Genomic DNA, 16624 nt, shown 5'->3' with positions numbered 1-16624 from the left:
ATTTTTGACAGTAACAAGAAGTATGTTATGATGAATACGATACGAAAATAAAATATTTATCCACTAGGGGGGCCTTTTATAGGCTGAGATCAAATTGGAATTTGAGACTCTTAGTACCTGATCTGGTTAATGCCAGCGTAGGGAAGTGGGAAAGACATTGCTGTTTCATGTATAAATACTGTCAATTTCACTTTCTTTACGCCTGTAAAGAAAGTTTTTTTATTATAAAGCGTTAATTGCTGTGGATAAATACTTATATGAAATGAATTATTGGAGGAAATAAAATGACTTTTTCACAATCATTACGTAAAGAAGTAGATTCAATTTGGGAAGCTAGTTTTCATCATCCTTTTGTAAAAAAACTCGGTGAAGGAACGTTAGATTTAGCTAATTTTCGCTATTACGTGCTTCAAGATTCATATTATTTAAGTCACTTTGCTAGAGTACAAACTTTAGGAGCTGCAAAAGCACTGGAATTAGAAACGACAGCTCGTATGGCACACCATGCCCAAAATACATATGAGGCGGAATTATCTTTACATGAGAATTTTGCGAAGAAATTAGGGATAACACAAGAAGAAAAAGATACTTTTATCCCTGCTCCAACTGCATATGCATATACTTCACATATGTACCGTGCTGCGTATGAAGGACATTTAGGCGATATTATTGCAGCCATTTTACCTTGCTATTGGTTGTATTATGAAATTGGTGAGCGTTTAAAAGAGTGCCAGCCAGAAGAGCCGATTTATAACGAATGGATTTCTGCTTATGGATCTGATTGGTTCCGAACATTAGTCGAAGAGCAAATTACAAGGTTAGATACTATCGCTGAAAAAGTAACTGAATCAGACCGTAAGCGAATGAAACAACATTTTATTATTAGTAGTCAATATGAATATTCATTTTGGGAAATGGCTTATACTTTAGAAAAGTGGCCAGTGGATACAGACGTAAAAGATGTAATTGGATAAAAATGAAAGTAACATTATAGATAGGTATGGATAATGCCTATCTATATATTTTTTCTTGCTAGATTTGCGTAAAGTTGATAGTGTTACGGATACGGCAAAATGTCATATCGATAAGTTAGTTAAGTTAATTTTTTGCGCATTAACTGGTTAAACTTCTGCCACATTTATCCCGCTTTAATGGGCAGTAAGAGCCCCACCGCAAAATTCAACGAAAGCAAAGAAGTTAGGCGGGGATCAACTGCCCATAAAAGTCCGATTGGTGAGGGCTGATAATCAGTGGGGATGAAGAAACCCCCCACTGATTAAAGTTTCACTTTATATTACAAACAAACGGATTAACATATTTCGTTACTGCTCCAACTTCAGATGAACAGCGTAATGGAATGAAATTCTACCTTGAACATAAAGGGTACGGCATCATGGTTATTGAGAAATGAATTGAACTTAGTAAGCATGAAGATATAACACTAGAATTCAAATTTTATAATTTCTATTTATAAAAATGAGCCCATAGTAAAAATAGGTACATAAACAAGGTGCATCATCTAGTGATAAGTCATACTTTGTTGGTGTATGAATTGAACTTAGTTTATAGCGCTATTTCTACTTAGATTTAACGAACAGAGATATAGGAAAGCATCGATGAGGTTTTATTTTATAAACGGAGGTTATGAAAATGAATCAGTTTCAACAAGAACTACAAGCGTTAAGCCTTAATGATTACCGGTCTGGAGATATTGTGTATTGGGATCAGCAAAACCAATATCCATATTACTATATTGAAGATGCTGCTCGTCGCTGTGGAGGTTGTGGTCGCTGTGGAGGTTGTGGTCGTTGTGGCGGTTGTGCAGGTCGCTGTGGTGGATTCCGTTGTTTTGGTTGCTTCGGTTGTTTTGGTTGTTTTAGTTGTGGAGGTTGTGGCAGCTGTGGTAGTTGCTCTAATTGTTTTAATGGTACTTCTGATGCTATTGTAATATATGAATATTGACTACATTTATTAATAAAAAACATTAGCTTTATACATGTACATGCCGACAAAGAATATAGCTATCGCTAATGGATATATAGGTGTAAATCAAGATGAGATAGATAAAGCAATGACTAGATTTTAAATCTAATTATTGTTTTTTTTTCTTATGATTTTACCATCAAATATCTGTCTAATTTAAGGAGTGATTTCTTTTAGTTAGTGTGTAGGTCATGAAATGATTACAATTGTGTAAGATTAATGTAATGTTTATCGATAGTAAATTAAGATACTTTAGTGTATTTTAAATAGGATTAAAAAGTACTGTTTATCTATAGAATAATGGGTAAATAATATTTAATTAGGAAGTGTATTAAAATGATTGAATTTAAATCTATTATCCATTCTTACAAACTAAAGAGAAAAATAGCTAAGGATTTATACGGAAAAAGAGATGAATTGACAATGTTATTAAATGAACTTAATTACATGAAAAGTACTGTAACATCTGAAAAGAAGAAAGATAATATATTATCTCGTTTAGAATTAATTTATCAAAATATGAAATTAGATAAGCTGTATCCTCTTCCAGTTGCTTGTAATAGTAAATTATTGGAACGATTAGAAAAAGAATCTCTACATACTATTGAGGATGGTGTAAACTGTCTACATTACATGTTAGATATGAATTATGAGAAAATAAAACAATATGGATCGAATACAAGTAGGTCATTTGTTCCGTTATCGCAGTCTTCCATTTGTCTTGCTGATTGTATTTGTTTAACAGGATTTGTATTAGGTTTACTAGGAGCAATTTCATTTGGAGGATTCATATTATCCTTATGTTCAATTACATAATGGTTCATATTTTTAAGAAGAGCACCGACTTAAGGTGTTCTTTTTTAGTTTTATTGTAAAGTTATTGTAAATGATAAATACATTAAGTTATTTATATTGTATAATTTGTATGTATTGAAATATTGTTTTAAGGGGGCTGTATATGATAATTACTTTTTATTTTAAAATGAGCTGTTTCAATAATATATGATTCGGAGAAATGTTTTTTACTTTTCTTTTAAATACTTGATTTAAATGGATTAGAGCAAGTGCTAGTTTTTTGACAATCAAGACAAATAAAGAAAGGAAGTAATGATTTTATGAACAAACTAAGACTGTTAACATTTGAAAATATAATAGAACCTCTTTTAAACGAAAGCGTATCATTTATATATTTTCCTATTGAATGGCTCGATATTGTAGAGATACATTATAAGACATTTTTATTAACGAGTAAGTTGAAACGATTGAATGAAAGATTATATGATATGTTTTCTGATATATTATTTATTCAGCATAATCCATATGTACTAAATGAAAATACACCATGGATTGTATGTAAAGAACCTATTAGAAAAGAACAACTTGATTATATTTTTCAAAGTTGGTATGAGATTATTCATGATTGGAAACCTAATAAATTAATAGAATCGCCAAAATATGAATGGCATTACGATTCAATTTCTAATTTAACAGTACTACATGATAAGGAAGTATATTCTAAATGGGTGCCCGCTTTAATTTCACATATTTTTTGTGAACGTCCTGTACAATTAGAAAATATAAATGAAGAAGATATATATTTTTCTCCTCTTAGATCACAAAATATTTGTGAGGCGATGTCAGAGCCTATTAAAGATGAAAAAACACAAGACTATTTCGCCTATGTATTTCGGTTCGAATATATAACGCGCGGAGGAGAGAACATTCCATTATTAAATGTTTCAATAGGAATTCGGAGGTTTTATCAAGAATATAACTATCCAGACATTCCTTTGCTATTAAGACGAAAACGGGGCATGATATTAATTTCTACCCCAGAATTTGCATCGAATAATAAGAAATTACGATTTGTAAAACTAAAAGTTCAGCAGGCTACAAACGGCATAAAATGGATTAAGATATTTAGAAATTTAAAAGATGATTTTCGTATAGGTGGAGAAGTTGAATTAGATCATATTCTTCAATATCCGAAAGATTATATGCTAGGAGCAAATCTTAGGGTACTTCTTCCATACAATGAGAGAATATATAAAGTTCAAGGTACTAAAATAAGATCTGGTATAAAAGCAAAAGAAAGAGAGTATCTATTTAAAGGGTTTCAGCAAAAATTTTCTTATTTCACATTACTACCGGAATGTGAAAAGATGGAAATAGGCAATGAGAAAGAAGTATTCCCTTTAATTGCACCAAAAGGATTAGAGACTATAACGCTAGAAATATGGTCTGAAAAAATATCTCTGGGAGTAGAACAAGCGTTATTTGAAAGTGAAATGGTGTTAGCTCAAATCAGTGAGTCATCATATATATTAAATGCAGATTCTCCAGTGTTGTTAAAAATAGTAAGATGTAATATTGAAAAGGTATTGCAAAATCCATATAAAATGCAATATTGCCAGAAGTATAAAACGAATTTAGTAGAGGATGTTATGAAAGCGGTTTATGCTACTGCAGGTGAGCGTAATGATGCGACATTGGCGTTAATTGCAATGAAAAATTGTGATGGACGTGAAAAAATTGATCCAAAGCAAATTGTTAGAGAAGGATTTGCACGAACAAACCGTATTTCAGCATTTATTAATTTATTTATAGGCCAAAGTGTGTCTCGTAAAACGATTATAAATGGTATTTTGAGTTTATTAGAACAAAAAGGATTTTTAAAACGTAGTTGGAATAAGATAAATTTACCTTGTACATATGTTAATTTATCAATTGAACGAATCTCGAAATTTGATTTCTTACCCATTTTTTCAAAAATAAAAGGAAAAGAAATTTCATATAAATTATATGGGAATATAGAGTGGCAAACGATTGATCGTTTATTATTAAATGTAGATAAACATAACACCTTTTTGCCGCAGCCTTCAAAAAGAAATGATATGGGTATTCAATTTAAACAATTTGTTTCTGAAACATTAGCGGAAATTTTACAACCTGCAAAAGAGCAAAATGAGCAAGTATACTTCATTATAGATGCGAATGTAAGAAAACATTGGATAAAAGAGTTACAAAATGAAAAAATTGATATAGATACTTTCCCTGACATTGTTCCAGATGTGCTAAAGGTTCCAAACTTAAATGCTGTAAGAATAAATACATCTTTTGATGTACCCAAATACGGTGTGATAGAATGTGATGACGTATTAGATAGTACGAGTTTATATATAGATCAAAAGGGAATGTATTATAGCACTGGTGAGTATCTGTGTAATGATAGTGAAACATTGCATCGATATATACTTGAAATATTACCTCTAGGTGTAAAAGCTGTTGAAAGGAACTATATTGCCAAAATGGTACATTACATGTGCTGTAATTCAAGTATGCTTTTGGAAAAGAATATACACATGCCATATTCTATGCATATGGCGAAAGTAATAAAGAGCTATATGACGGATATAGATGCAAGAGAGTTTAAAGAGTTTGATGATGAATTGGATGTAGATATTATAAAAATAGAAAAGAAAGATTCAATTATTCTACTTTAAATAATAATAATAGACAAATCCTGTTCATTATATAGGTCAGGATTTGTCATTTTTTCATGTAAATAAGGATATCTTTTGTCATGTATCTTCTCTTTTACATATTTACTTTATTTCCATACAGGATTAAGATGTTTTTTAGAAATGAAAAACTACACCATGTGGAAAAGCAATATGAATGAATTCAAAAGAAATTTGAAAGGAATGAGGAATTGTGAAGAAATTAGATGTGCTATTCATGCTATTAAGCGGCCTCTTTCCAGTTGCAGGAATTATGAAACAAATCCCACTTGAACAATCTTTATATATTGGAGGCCTTTTATTTTTCACCAGTTTCGGTAGTTATTTTGCGAAAAAAATATATTCACGTATATGTAGTTGGATAGCTTATGCGCCATTTATAACATTACTGCTAGTAATTTGGCATCAAGATATTTCAACAAGTTCAATTATAGCGAACGCGAAAATTGCCGCTTGTGTCGCTTTAATTCCATGTTTATTCCGTTTTCGTACATATGGACTTACTTTCGGTTTATTCGCATTATGGGCCGCTTTATTATGGGATATTAAAGAAGTGCAGTCGTTAGTCATACTTGAACGTATGTCGAGTTTAATGACAAGTCATTTCAAATATCTTATGCTTTTAGTTGGTGGACTTATATTAGGTGGATTAATTGCTATGTTATTACACCGTAAAGAAGAGGATTATAAAGAAAATATAACTTTATTTCAACAAAAAAAGAAACGTAAAAAGCGATCATTTAAGATTCCGATCCCAAGATTACCGAAATTTAAGTTAAAATTATTTAAGTTCGGTGGAAAAGTATCGAAACAAAAAACGCCTGAAAAAATACGTGAGCATAATTACGAAGAACCAACTGCAGTTGCAACATATGAAATGACAGAGCAAATACCTCAATATAAAGAAGAGACTGCTCAAGGACAAACGAGGATGGAACGTCGTAGAAATCGGTATAATGCATAATAAAGTTAAAACCCCTTAATCAATTTTAAGAAAAATCATTAAGGGGTTTTATGTTATTAAAAATAGATTGCTAAGGTGAAATTTATAGCATACTCTAAAGTTGAGGGCTTAAATAAAATAATAGGAGGACAAAATGCTTATTATTACATATATTTCTGTCTGTATATTATTTTTAGTTAGCTTTTTACATGTTTATTGGGCTTTTGGAGGTAAGTGGGCGACAAATAGTGTCATTCCAACAAAAGCTGGAGAAAAGGCATTTACACCAGGTACAGGGATGACTTTGTTCATTGCGTTATTACTAAGTATGGCCGCAATAATTTTATTACAACAAACAAATATTATTCATTTCGCATTTCCTAATATTATTGTTCAAATGGGATCCTGGGTTTGTATGGTTGTTTTTTTTATAAGAGTAATAGGTGAATTTCATTATTTTGGTATCTTCAAACGAAAAAAAGATACGCGTTTTGCTAGAATGGATACTGTTTTATTTATACCACTTTGTGCATTTCTATCTTTATCATTTTTACTCGCAATTATAATGTGAATAAAAAATAGTATCAGCTTTTTTCATATTAAATATAAACGTAAATTGGCAAGTGTAAAATCTAGTATTAAATAAAAAGGATGTAAGCGCCTTTTTATCGAATTATAGATTATTATGAAAGGCGGGTGCACGATGAAGTATGTAAAAGTCAGTATGAATGGCGGAAGTGAACATAAATTCTCGATGACTTTAGAACGGTTTGAAGAACTTATTACAACAGAGAATGGACTATTAGAAAATAAATTAGTTAGTATTGAAAATGTAATGATTAATCCTACTAATATATCTTCTGTAGTTGAAAAAATTGGTGTACCGGCTAAGTTTATGGAAGCTTAAAAATCGGTACATAAAAAAACATCCACGGGGGATGTTTTTTTATGTATAAATATGTTAATTGTACAAGGAATTTATGAGGAGAATTTATAGTGATACTTCGTACATGCACAAAAAATAAGTACAAGCATATATTAGATAGTGGGACAAGACCTTCGTGTCCTACTTAATACTCAGAAAAACCTCTATCACATGAGAGCATCTGATTGCAGGGTGCTCTTTTTTTATCCCACTTTATCCGGATCTTTAACTTTTAATTTTAAACATATCTTTGATGCTCATAAATATTAAAAATAAAATAATAGCAAAAATTAAGTTAGATAAATAGAAATCTTGATGAAATATTAATTCAAAGATGACATCAAAAGCAAATAAAAAGGCGATAGTAGGTAATATACAAATAAATATAAATCTCCAATTTTTTAGATAATGTTTATAATTAGGAAATACTTTCTCCATAAACATAGCTCCTATATTTTTTATTTTCTATATAATTATACATTTAAATAAAAGGATTTACAAAAGGTTATTTAGCAATCTTTCTAATACATGATTTGACTAAAAAACTTTTAAAGAGTAACACTTAAATGATACACTATAATCCACGTTATTTTTGAAATGAATTGAGGGGTTTACATGATAGATAAAATTAAAAATGCTGTAGAGGATATGCACGAAGATGAAGCAAAACATTTACTTCAAAGTATTCTAATCCAATTAAATTTATTAGAAGAAAAGTATAGTGAAGATACTATTAAAAATTTGATGGATATTTCTAAGCAACTAACGAGTAATACATCTTATAAAAGAAATGTAAAAGAAGTCTCACACGTACATATTGCATTTGATGATTCAACAGCTGGATGTTTAAAGCATATGCTTGGTCAAGAAGAACGATTGGAAGAGATGGTTGTTGCTTTTTCTGAATTCTTTTCAATTGGGCCGATAAATAAGTTACATATGAATGAAGGGCAACTAGCAAGACAGGAATGGTTAGTAAACAACTTAACTGCTTATGAAAATTATTTTGAAGAAGAGTATTTACCAAGGTTTTTAGAAACTATGGAAGAACTATACGCTATTCCTAGTGAAACGCCTATTACAATTTGGAAAGCCGATAACGCACATGAACATGTAGGTCTATGTTTTTTGATGGCACAGTTAAAAGATAAGAAAAACATTCGAGTTATAAATACATCTGAAGCAAGTAACGAAATATTAAAACTAGAATATGCGATTCGTGGAACGGGAGAGTTAGCACCTGAAAGTTTAGCTCTAATTCAAAAAAGTTTTGTAGAATCTCCGTATTTAACTGTAGAGAATCGTACGCAGTTTGAAAATGAGTGGGATAGTCTATCGAAAAGTACGGAATTTTTAAGAGTTTGGACAGACAATGAAGTGCGTTCTGTACAAGAAGATTATTTTGATCAATTTATTATTGAATGCGCGAAAAGTATAGGTGCTGATCGAGAATTCCTAAAAGCCCCTAGAGTAATTGGTGAAGCGCTAGGTCATGTAGAGCAGTTAGTTGGCGATACGTTTTTAGAATATCGCTTAAAAGAATTAATTAAACAAGAAGTATTTGAATTTGAAGGTTCATTAGATGAAATGCGTTTCTATAGTGTGAAATTAAGAAAATAATACATCTATTTCGTTTATGAAGAAGCTCGTATTTTTAAATACGAGCTTTATTTTTTGTTGAATTTAGGCTATACATAAGCTTCCTATAGAGCAATTATCACATATGAATGTTAAAGGTACTGAATGAAAAGTAGGTGATTTGTTAATATGTATAACCAGCAAAATTATTCATATGATCAAGGGATGTATTATAATCCACAAAACTACGGGTATGAACCTGTAAATGAAGTGAGAGATATGGAACAAGAAGATTATAGACCAGATGATGCGGAAGATGCTCCAACGTCACCACCACCATCTCAAGCTCCATCCTTACCATCCACATTTGCTTCTCCAGCACAACCAGGAAATATGAAATCATGGATGTGTAACTGTCTAGGAAGATGGGGCTTTTTACGTTTACATCGTCCAGGGCCTTTCGGGAGAGATTTATGGTTCTTTCCGACTGAAGTGAGAAGAAACGGAGTATCAGGTTACACTTGGCAAGGTGGTCGTCGTCGTAAAGTAAGTTACCGCTATCAACAAATTAGTAATTTTATGTGCTTCGCATAAAGAAAAGTGAGAGAGTAGAAAGATTTTACTCCCTCACTTTTTTATTTTTCAATATATGAAGTAAGATTTTGATTAAAAATTTACAATTTTCACGTTTTTATTAGAGTATAATGCATATGTTGGTTCGTTTTCAAAAACAAATGAGAGTGAGGGAATACGATGTCAATGAAAAATAAAGTTGGGCTAAGAATAGAGGATGGGATCAATTTAGCTTCAGCTCAGTTTAAAGAAGATGCATATGAAATTTATAAAGAATCTCGAAAAATGCAACCTATCTTATTTGTGAATAAAACTGAATTAGGTGCAGAGTGGCTTATTACAAGATATGAAGATGCTTTACCACTATTAAAAGATAATCGCTTAAAAAAAGATCCGGCCAATGTATTTTCTCAAGATACATTGAATGTCTTTCTTACTGTTGACAATAGTGATTATTTAACGACACACATGCTAAATTCAGATCCACCTAACCATAATCGTTTACGATCACTCGTACAAAAAGCTTTTACACCGAAGATGATCGCGCAATTGGAAGGAAGAATAAGGGATATTGCAGATGATTTGTTAAATGAAGTCGAGCGCAAAGGTTCATTAAATCTTGTTGATGATTACTCGTTTCCTTTACCGATTATTGTAATAAGTGAAATGCTCGGCATTCCAAAAGAAGATCAAGCGAAATTTAGAATTTGGTCCCATGCTGTCATTGCTTACCCAGAAACGCCAGAGGAAATAAAAGAAACCGAAAAGCAACTATCTGAATTTATTACATATCTCCAATATTTAGTTGATGTTAAAAGACAAGAACCAAAAGAGGACTTGGTGAGTGCTTTAATACTTGCAGAAAGTGAAGGTCATAAACTTAGCGCTCGGGAACTATATTCAATGATAATGTTACTAATTGTGGCGGGACACGAAACAACGGTAAATTTAATTACAAATACGGTATTAGCGCTTCTTGAAAACCCGGACCAATTACAGTTATTAAAAGAAAATCCAAAATTAATTGATGTAGCTATTGAGGAAGGATTACGCTATTATTCTCCAGTTGAGGTTACAACTTCAAGATGGGCAGATGAACCTTTTCAAATTCACGATCGAACAATTGAAAAAGGGGATATGGTTGTCATTGCATTAGCTTCGGCGAACCGTGATGAAACAGTATTTGAGAATCCAGAAGTATTTGATATTACTCGGGAGAATAATCGTCATATTGCATTTGGCCATGGGAGCCATTTCTGCTTAGGCGCTCCACTTGCTAGGCTGGAAGCAAAGATTGCTATTACTACTTTGTTTAATCGAATGCCTGATTTGCAAATAAAAGGAAGTCGTGAAGAAATTAAATGGCAAGGTAATTATTTAATGCGTTCTTTAGAGGAATTACCATTAACATTCTAGAATATTTATTGTAAGACATGCATACATCGAAAATACTTTACATAGAGTATGTATGTGTTATTTAAATTCGAAACGGAAGGGTGAAAACATCCCAATGATCAACTAATTCTATTTGTAAGAGATCTTCGTTAAAAAACGAAATATTCTTCTGAATAGGATTAGTCTGTACATTTATAGAAAAGGGATGTATTTCGCTTTGCGAAAAATATAGTCTTTTCATATGATTTGTGCTGCCTCCTGTTCAGAACATGAAATAGGGGGCTTTTTTATGTCGACAAATGTAGAAACGAAACAAAATAATGGGGTATCACAAGTATTAAAAAATCGGTTTGTTCAAGGGATTTTAGCATCAGCATTATTTTTACAAATTGGAATATGGGTTCGGAACTTTGCGGTATTACTTTACGTAATGGAAATGACAAAAGGTGATGCTTTTGCTATTTCGATGATTTCAGTGGCGGAGTTTGCTCCAATTTTCATCTTTTCCTTTATTGGTGGAACGTTTGCTGATAGGTGGAAGCCGAAGAGGACTATGATATGGTGTGAAACTTTAAGTTCTTTATCAGTATTTGCAGTATTAATTACTCTAATGTTTGGAACGTGGAAAATCGTGTTTTTTGTCACACTTATTTCTGCAATCCTTTCGCAATTTTCTCAGCCATCTGGCATGAAATTGTTTAAACAGCATTTATCGGCAGAACAAATTCAATTAGCAATGTCTATTTATCAAACAATATTTGCGATATTTATGGTGTTAGGACCGATTCTTGGAACATTTATTTTTCATAGTTTTGGAATTTATATTTCAATCATTATTACAGGTATCGCTTTTTTACTTGCAGCAGCTGTGTTGTTATTTCTTCCGAAAGATCTTGAGAATGATAATGAGAAGAAAGAAATCACTATATTACAGGAAATGCTTGATGGTATTAAATATGTGAAAAAGAAAAAAGCATTAACTTTGCTAGGGCTTTGTTTTATGGCAGCAGGACTAGGAATTGGTTTAATTCAGCCGTTAGGTATTTTTATTGTAACTGAGCAGTTAGGATTATCAAAAGAGAGTTTACAATGGTTACTAACAGTAAATGGTGCAGGAATGATTGTTGGCGGTGCTTTAGCGATGGTGTTTGCAAAAAACGTTGCGCCGCAAAAGATGTTAATTATCGGTATGCTTGGTCAGGCAATCGGCATCGGTATTATAGGTTATTCCACCAATTTATGGGTAACACTCACAGCACAACTTTTTAGCGGTTTAGCTCTTCCTTGTATTCAAATAGGTATTAATACGCTCATTATTCAAAATAGTGATACTGATTTTATCGGTCGTGTAAATGGCATTTTAAGTCCGCTATTCACCGGTTCAATGGTAGTAACAATGAGTATTGCTGGTTCATTAAAAGAAATGTTCTCATTAAGTACGATGTATGAAGGCACAGCTTTACTATTTATAATTGGATTATTATTTATTTTACCTATATACAATTTAAAGCCAGTAATAGCGGTAGAAAGTGAAATAAACAGTAAAGGAAGTGCTGTGCAACATGAATCCTAATCCAAATGTTAAATATCCCATTGAAGGAAATAAAAATGTTCACTTTATAAAAAATACAATAACGAAAGCTAATATACTCGCCGGAGATTATTCATATTATGATGCGAAAGATGGAGAAACATTTGAAGATCGAGTATTACATCATTATGAATTTCTTGGAGATCGCCTTATCATTGGAAAGTTTTGTTGTATTGCAAATGGAGTTACCTTTATTATGAACGGAGCGAATCATCGGATGGATGGATTTTCGGCATATCCATTTAATATATTTAGAAATGGGTGGGAGAAGTATACACCTAATTTGTCTGATTTACCATACAAAGGAGATACAGTTATAGGAAATGACGTTTGGATTGGTATGGATACAACGATTATGCCTGGGATAAACATAGGTGATGGTGCAATCATTGCTGCTAAATCTGTTGTGACTAGGGATGTCGCACCATATACAATTGTTGGTGGAAACCCTGCAAATAAAATAAAGGAACGATTTACAAATACAATAATAGAAGAATTATTGCAAATTCAATGGTGGCATTTTGACATTGAAAAAATAACTGAAAATATAGGTGCTATTGTACAAGGAGATATAGGGCCATTAAGAAAGCTAAAAAGGGAATAAAAAATGCATAACAAAAAGTATCATACCTCCGAATTTTGTTAATGATAATAGAACGAGGAGGTGTGATACTATGGCACAAGACGTTTTATGTGAAGTAAACAACTGTAAATTTTGGGCAAACGGCAATAAATGTAGTGCAGATGCAATTTATGTAGTAAGTCATAAAGGGAAACAAGCATCTACTACGGAAGAAACAGATTGCAAAACTTTCGATCCAGAAGTATAAATTTTTGAAGGGTAGCCAAATCGTGGTTGCCCTTTTATTAATTATAGTATTGATAATAAATCTCATTTTCATTCATTATTTTTAACTTTTCTTTTAATTTTTTCATATTTTCTTCATAAGTGATGTAATTGGGGGCAGTTCATAGTTATCATTTGACTCTTCTAGTGACTTTCTCAAGTAAAGCACCCTTTGGTTGAATAAGATTTATTTATTCATTCCCATCAATCGCTTAATTGTTCTTATTTGTCCACGATGATTAATTTCGTCTTCCATAACGTGAAACCACAAGTAGTAATTATTATAAGGCACACCATTATCCCACTTGTTTTCCTCGAATAACCAGCTATCTTGTTTTGATTTCAGATATGTTAGTGTATTTTCTCTAACTTGTGATAATTCATTCAAATAATAATCTAAAGATTGCTTTTTATTCCTTCCCTTGCTTTGTCTCCAAGTTCTAAAGAAATTCGCCACTTTAGATATTCACTTTCAGTTAAATCTCTTTTTTCAAACGAGATAACTTGATGAACAAACTTCATCGCTGCAATATGTGATAAGAGAGAACCAATAGTGTTTGAACTACCGTTTGGTAAGAAATCTAAATCACTTTGGTTTAAATTGGAGATTTCGCTCAATGTAACATCTCTTGTATGTTCAAGCATTGTTACAAGCTCTCCAATCCTATTTGAATAGTTTTTTCTTGAAATTATTCTATAATCTATCATATATATCCCTCCAATTCATGTAAAATAATGGTATAATTTAATTGAATATAAAGAAAAAGGAAACCTGTTTTTATCAGTGTTACCTTATCCAAGACTAAATTTAACCCATACATCATTTTTTTGATGTAGCTCTTGAAGATAAAAACTATTTAATTTTCAAGGAACAGTTATTAACTTAAAACTTATTATACGAGGAGGGTGTATCATGAAAAAAATATGCTTTGTATTAATTGTCGACGCTGGTATAAATTATGGTTCAATATTCTCTCTACCATTTTTAAGGAATCAGGATGATTGGAAGGAATATTTTTCTAAGTATTATGATGTTTCAATTAATTATATTAGGGATAAAAACTCAGTTGACTATTTGGTAGTTCCCAAACCGTGTCCACCTTTTGATAATGAAAATAATCTTCCAATAATTGAAGTACCAGCAATCTTATTTATGGAAAAGGATTTTGAAAAAATAAAGACTTGTATAGACAATTATTTTTCTAATAACTCATAAAGAAAATATAGGAAATGAAAAGCATTTAACATTTGGTAAAGGTGCTCACTTTTGCTTAGGGCACCACTTGCACGTTTAGAAGCTGAGATTGCATTAAGAACTTTCATAAATGCCTTTGAAAAAATAGAGTTATCTCCATCGTTCAATTTAGAAAAATGTCTATTGGAAAATGAACAAACGTTAAATTACTTACCTATTCTTTTGAAAACTAGGTAAATCGCTCAGCAAGGTGCAAATTTACTGTACCTTGTTTTTTTATTTCTCAATTGTAAAATTTTAGTTGGTTATTTAGTATGGAAGTGTGTGAATAAGAGTAGAGGAGGATGCTTATGTTAACGTGTAATGGAAGTAAGACGTTCCAAACATTTATTAAAGCTGTAACGGATTTAATAAATAGTAATTTGTTAGAAGATCAAATTGTTTGTGGGATTGAAAAATTACTAGAAGAACTTTTAGAAAAGAAAACATGGCTTCCGTTAGAAAAGCAGAAGGCGAATTCGGCTCAATATGCACGACACTTATTATATGAAGATCCTTTAAATCGTTTTGAAGTATTAGCTCTTGTATGGAAAGATGGACAATCGACTCCTTTGCATGATCATGATGGCACATGGGGAGTAGAAGGCGTATTTACAGGAAGAATAATGGTGCAGAACTTTATAAAAACGAAGCAACTTGAAAATTCACTTGTTTATTTAACTCATACAGGAAGTCTTTATTTGGGAGAAGGAGAAACAGATAAAGTCATTCCACCAGCTGATTGTCATATCCTTGAAATAGCCAAAAATGAAAGCGTTGTAACTATTCACGTTTACGGAAAACGTTTAGAAAAGTTTAAAGTATATATCCCAACTAAAGAAAAGAATGTATACACGTGTGAGACAAAATATATTTGTTATAATTCATAGTTTAAAATCCAAAGCTCTTGCTTTGGATTTTATTTATAATTATTTCTTGACCTGAAACGCTTTTCATAAATTATAAATAAGGAGTACTTTACGAGATCAGTATGAAAACGATACCTTTCATTTAATTTGAGCTCGTGTATATATAGAAAGTGGTGAAGAAATAATGAAATTAATCGCAATTGATTTAGATGGAACTCTTCTTTCGGGGAACAAAATGATTAGTAACGAGAATGCAGAAGCAATTCGAAAATGTCAGGAAGCTGGCCATGTTGTAGCAATTTGTACAGGACGTTCTATTGTCGATATTGAACGATTGTTGTTAGAAGTTAATTTGAAGTGTCCAATTATTGCCGAAAATGGTGCGCTTATATATAATGATAAAAAAATGATGAAGAGATATCCAATTCAAAATATGCAGGCACTCGAGATTGTGAATTATCTTGAAGAAAATGGATTGTATTATCAGCTTTATACTAATAAAGGTGTGTACGTACCGGAATATGGAGTAGAGAGTGTACGTAATGAAATCGCTTATGTGAAAAATTCAAATGAAAATATCGATTTGAAAGAGTTGGAAACGATCGCAGCATTATACCTTGAACATACAGCATTTCTTAGTGCAGAAAGTTGTAAACCAATTGTAGAAACAGATATACATGTTCATAAGCTTTTACCATTTTCTTATGACATGGAAAAATTAAAAAAGTTAAAAGAAACGTTTCTGCATAATACGGATTTAGCAATTACATCTTCATATTGGCATAATTTAGAGATTAATCATCGAGACGCTCAAAAAGGAAATGGACTATATACTTTAGCGGAACATTTAAATATTCCAGTTGAAAATACTGTAGCGATAGGTGATGGGCTAAACGATGTATCCATGATGGAAAAAGCAAACCTATCAATTGCAATGGGGAACGCAGTCGAAGAAATAAAAGCGATGTGTCAATATGAAACTTTGACTAATGAAGAACATGGTGTTGCACATGCTTTATATAAATATGTAATGTAATATAAAAAGAAAAAAAGAATCTAAATAGATTCTTTTTTTCTTTTTATTAGGGGTAAGGTATTCTATGAGATTCATAGAAGCCTTATTACATTTTATTATATAGAATATATTGGAATAAATGTTTATATT

Annotated in this window: 17 protein-coding genes, 4 pseudogenes and 1 riboswitch; of the genes and pseudogenes, 19 read left to right on the top strand and 2 right to left on the bottom strand. The window is 31.6% G+C overall.

The features are described from left to right. Positions 1-55 precede the first annotated feature (55 nt). Positions 56-161, top strand: a riboswitch (TPP riboswitch). A 123-nt stretch (positions 162-284) separates the two neighbouring features. From tenA to FH036_RS04350, 9 genes and pseudogenes are all read left to right on the top strand, one after another. Next, the gene (gene tenA / locus FH036_RS04385; protein ID WP_044792383.1) at positions 285-974 is read left to right on the top strand and encodes a thiaminase II; all 690 of its coding nucleotides are present in this window, start codon (positions 285-287) and stop codon (positions 972-974) included. A gap of 314 nt (positions 975-1288) precedes the next feature. Continuing rightward, positions 1289-1411: pseudogene (locus FH036_RS04380) on the top strand (N-acetylmuramoyl-L-alanine amidase C-terminal domain-containing protein); the annotation flags it as partial. 239 nt (positions 1412-1650) lie between these two features. Then, positions 1651-1962, top strand: coding sequence for a heterocycloanthracin/sonorensin family bacteriocin (locus FH036_RS04375; protein ID WP_070806115.1), 312 nt, complete (start codon positions 1651-1653; stop codon positions 1960-1962). A gap of 16 nt (positions 1963-1978) precedes the next feature. Then, positions 1979-2086 (top strand): annotated as a pseudogene (locus FH036_RS27615) (site-specific integrase); the annotation flags it as partial. A 233-nt stretch (positions 2087-2319) separates the two neighbouring features. Further along, positions 2320-2799 (top strand): homoserine dehydrogenase, encoded by a 480-nt coding sequence (locus FH036_RS04370; protein ID WP_172801685.1) that lies wholly within the window; start codon positions 2320-2322, stop codon positions 2797-2799. Positions 2800-3098: 299 nt separating this feature from the next. Continuing rightward, the gene (locus tag FH036_RS04365; protein WP_139895405.1) at positions 3099-5486 is read left to right on the top strand and encodes an RNaseH domain-containing protein; all 2388 of its coding nucleotides are present in this window, start codon (positions 3099-3101) and stop codon (positions 5484-5486) included. A 211-nt stretch (positions 5487-5697) separates the two neighbouring features. Next, positions 5698-6468: a DUF3959 family protein gene (locus tag FH036_RS04360; protein ID WP_139895404.1), complete on the top strand. Its 771-nt coding sequence runs from the start codon at positions 5698-5700 to the stop codon at positions 6466-6468. 133 nt (positions 6469-6601) lie between these two features. Continuing rightward, the gene (locus tag FH036_RS04355; protein WP_044792300.1) at positions 6602-7018 is read left to right on the top strand and encodes a DUF3995 domain-containing protein; all 417 of its coding nucleotides are present in this window, start codon (positions 6602-6604) and stop codon (positions 7016-7018) included. A 132-nt stretch (positions 7019-7150) separates the two neighbouring features. Further along, positions 7151-7354 (top strand): hypothetical protein, encoded by a 204-nt coding sequence (locus tag FH036_RS04350; RefSeq protein WP_000878375.1) that lies wholly within the window; start codon positions 7151-7153, stop codon positions 7352-7354. A 243-nt stretch (positions 7355-7597) separates the two neighbouring features. Here FH036_RS04350 and FH036_RS04345 read toward each other — a convergent pair whose 3' ends face one another. Continuing rightward, a complete protein-coding gene (locus tag FH036_RS04345) occupies positions 7598-7810 on the bottom strand; it encodes a hypothetical protein (protein ID WP_000416564.1) in 213 nt (70 codons plus the stop codon). Between the two features lie 177 nt (positions 7811-7987). Between FH036_RS04345 and FH036_RS04340 the strand changes: the two genes are divergently transcribed. The 6 genes from FH036_RS04340 to FH036_RS04315 all read left to right on the top strand — a co-directional run bounded on the left by FH036_RS04340 (position 7988) and on the right by FH036_RS04315 (position 13339). Beyond that, positions 7988-8992: a DUF1835 domain-containing protein gene (locus tag FH036_RS04340; RefSeq protein ID WP_044792298.1), complete on the top strand. Its 1005-nt coding sequence runs from the start codon at positions 7988-7990 to the stop codon at positions 8990-8992. Between the two features lie 147 nt (positions 8993-9139). Beyond that, the gene (locus tag FH036_RS04335) at positions 9140-9544 is read left to right on the top strand and encodes a hypothetical protein (RefSeq protein WP_044792297.1); all 405 of its coding nucleotides are present in this window, start codon (positions 9140-9142) and stop codon (positions 9542-9544) included. 159 nt (positions 9545-9703) lie between these two features. After that, entirely contained in the window at positions 9704-10939 is a 1236-nt protein-coding gene (gene cypA / locus FH036_RS04330; RefSeq protein ID WP_000062102.1) for a cytochrome P450, read from the top strand. Between the two features lie 268 nt (positions 10940-11207). Then, positions 11208-12491, top strand: a complete 1284-nt coding sequence (locus FH036_RS04325; protein ID WP_139895403.1) for an MFS transporter — start codon at positions 11208-11210, stop codon at positions 12489-12491. Beyond that, the gene (locus FH036_RS04320) at positions 12481-13113 is read left to right on the top strand and encodes a Vat family streptogramin A O-acetyltransferase (RefSeq protein WP_139895402.1); all 633 of its coding nucleotides are present in this window, start codon (positions 12481-12483) and stop codon (positions 13111-13113) included. The genes FH036_RS04325 and FH036_RS04320 overlap by 11 nt, the downstream gene beginning before the upstream one ends. Positions 13114-13183: 70 nt before the next feature. Further along, positions 13184-13339 carry a DUF1540 domain-containing protein gene (locus FH036_RS04315; RefSeq protein ID WP_000046091.1) on the top strand — a complete coding sequence of 52 codons (156 nt, stop codon included), beginning with the start codon at positions 13184-13186 and terminating at the stop codon, positions 13337-13339. Between the two features lie 204 nt (positions 13340-13543). Here FH036_RS04315 and FH036_RS04310 read toward each other — a convergent pair. Beyond that, a pseudogene (locus tag FH036_RS04310) lies at positions 13544-14064 on the bottom strand (DinB family protein). A gap of 205 nt (positions 14065-14269) precedes the next feature. Here FH036_RS04310 and FH036_RS04305 point away from each other — a divergent pair. From FH036_RS04305 to FH036_RS04290, 4 genes and pseudogenes are all read left to right on the top strand, one after another. Beyond that, positions 14270-14572: a hypothetical protein gene (locus FH036_RS04305; RefSeq protein WP_139895401.1), complete on the top strand. Its 303-nt coding sequence runs from the start codon at positions 14270-14272 to the stop codon at positions 14570-14572. A 7-nt stretch (positions 14573-14579) separates the two neighbouring features. Next, a pseudogene (locus FH036_RS04300) lies at positions 14580-14788 on the top strand (cytochrome P450); the annotation flags it as partial. A gap of 113 nt (positions 14789-14901) precedes the next feature. After that, on the top strand, positions 14902-15480 hold the full coding sequence (locus tag FH036_RS04295; protein WP_139895400.1) for a cysteine dioxygenase family protein: 579 nt from the start codon (positions 14902-14904) through the stop codon (positions 15478-15480). A 163-nt stretch (positions 15481-15643) separates the two neighbouring features. Continuing rightward, positions 15644-16495 (top strand): Cof-type HAD-IIB family hydrolase, encoded by an 852-nt coding sequence (locus tag FH036_RS04290; RefSeq protein ID WP_044792291.1) that lies wholly within the window; start codon positions 15644-15646, stop codon positions 16493-16495. Positions 16496-16624 lie beyond the last annotated feature (129 nt).

The organism is Bacillus sp. CD3-5 (genome assembly GCF_006349665.1).
GTDB lineage: Bacteria > Bacillota > Bacilli > Bacillales > Bacillaceae_G > Bacillus_A > Bacillus_A paranthracis.
The sequence above is the reverse complement of the archived record's forward strand: the minus strand, read 5'-3'. Positions and strand labels throughout refer to the sequence as shown.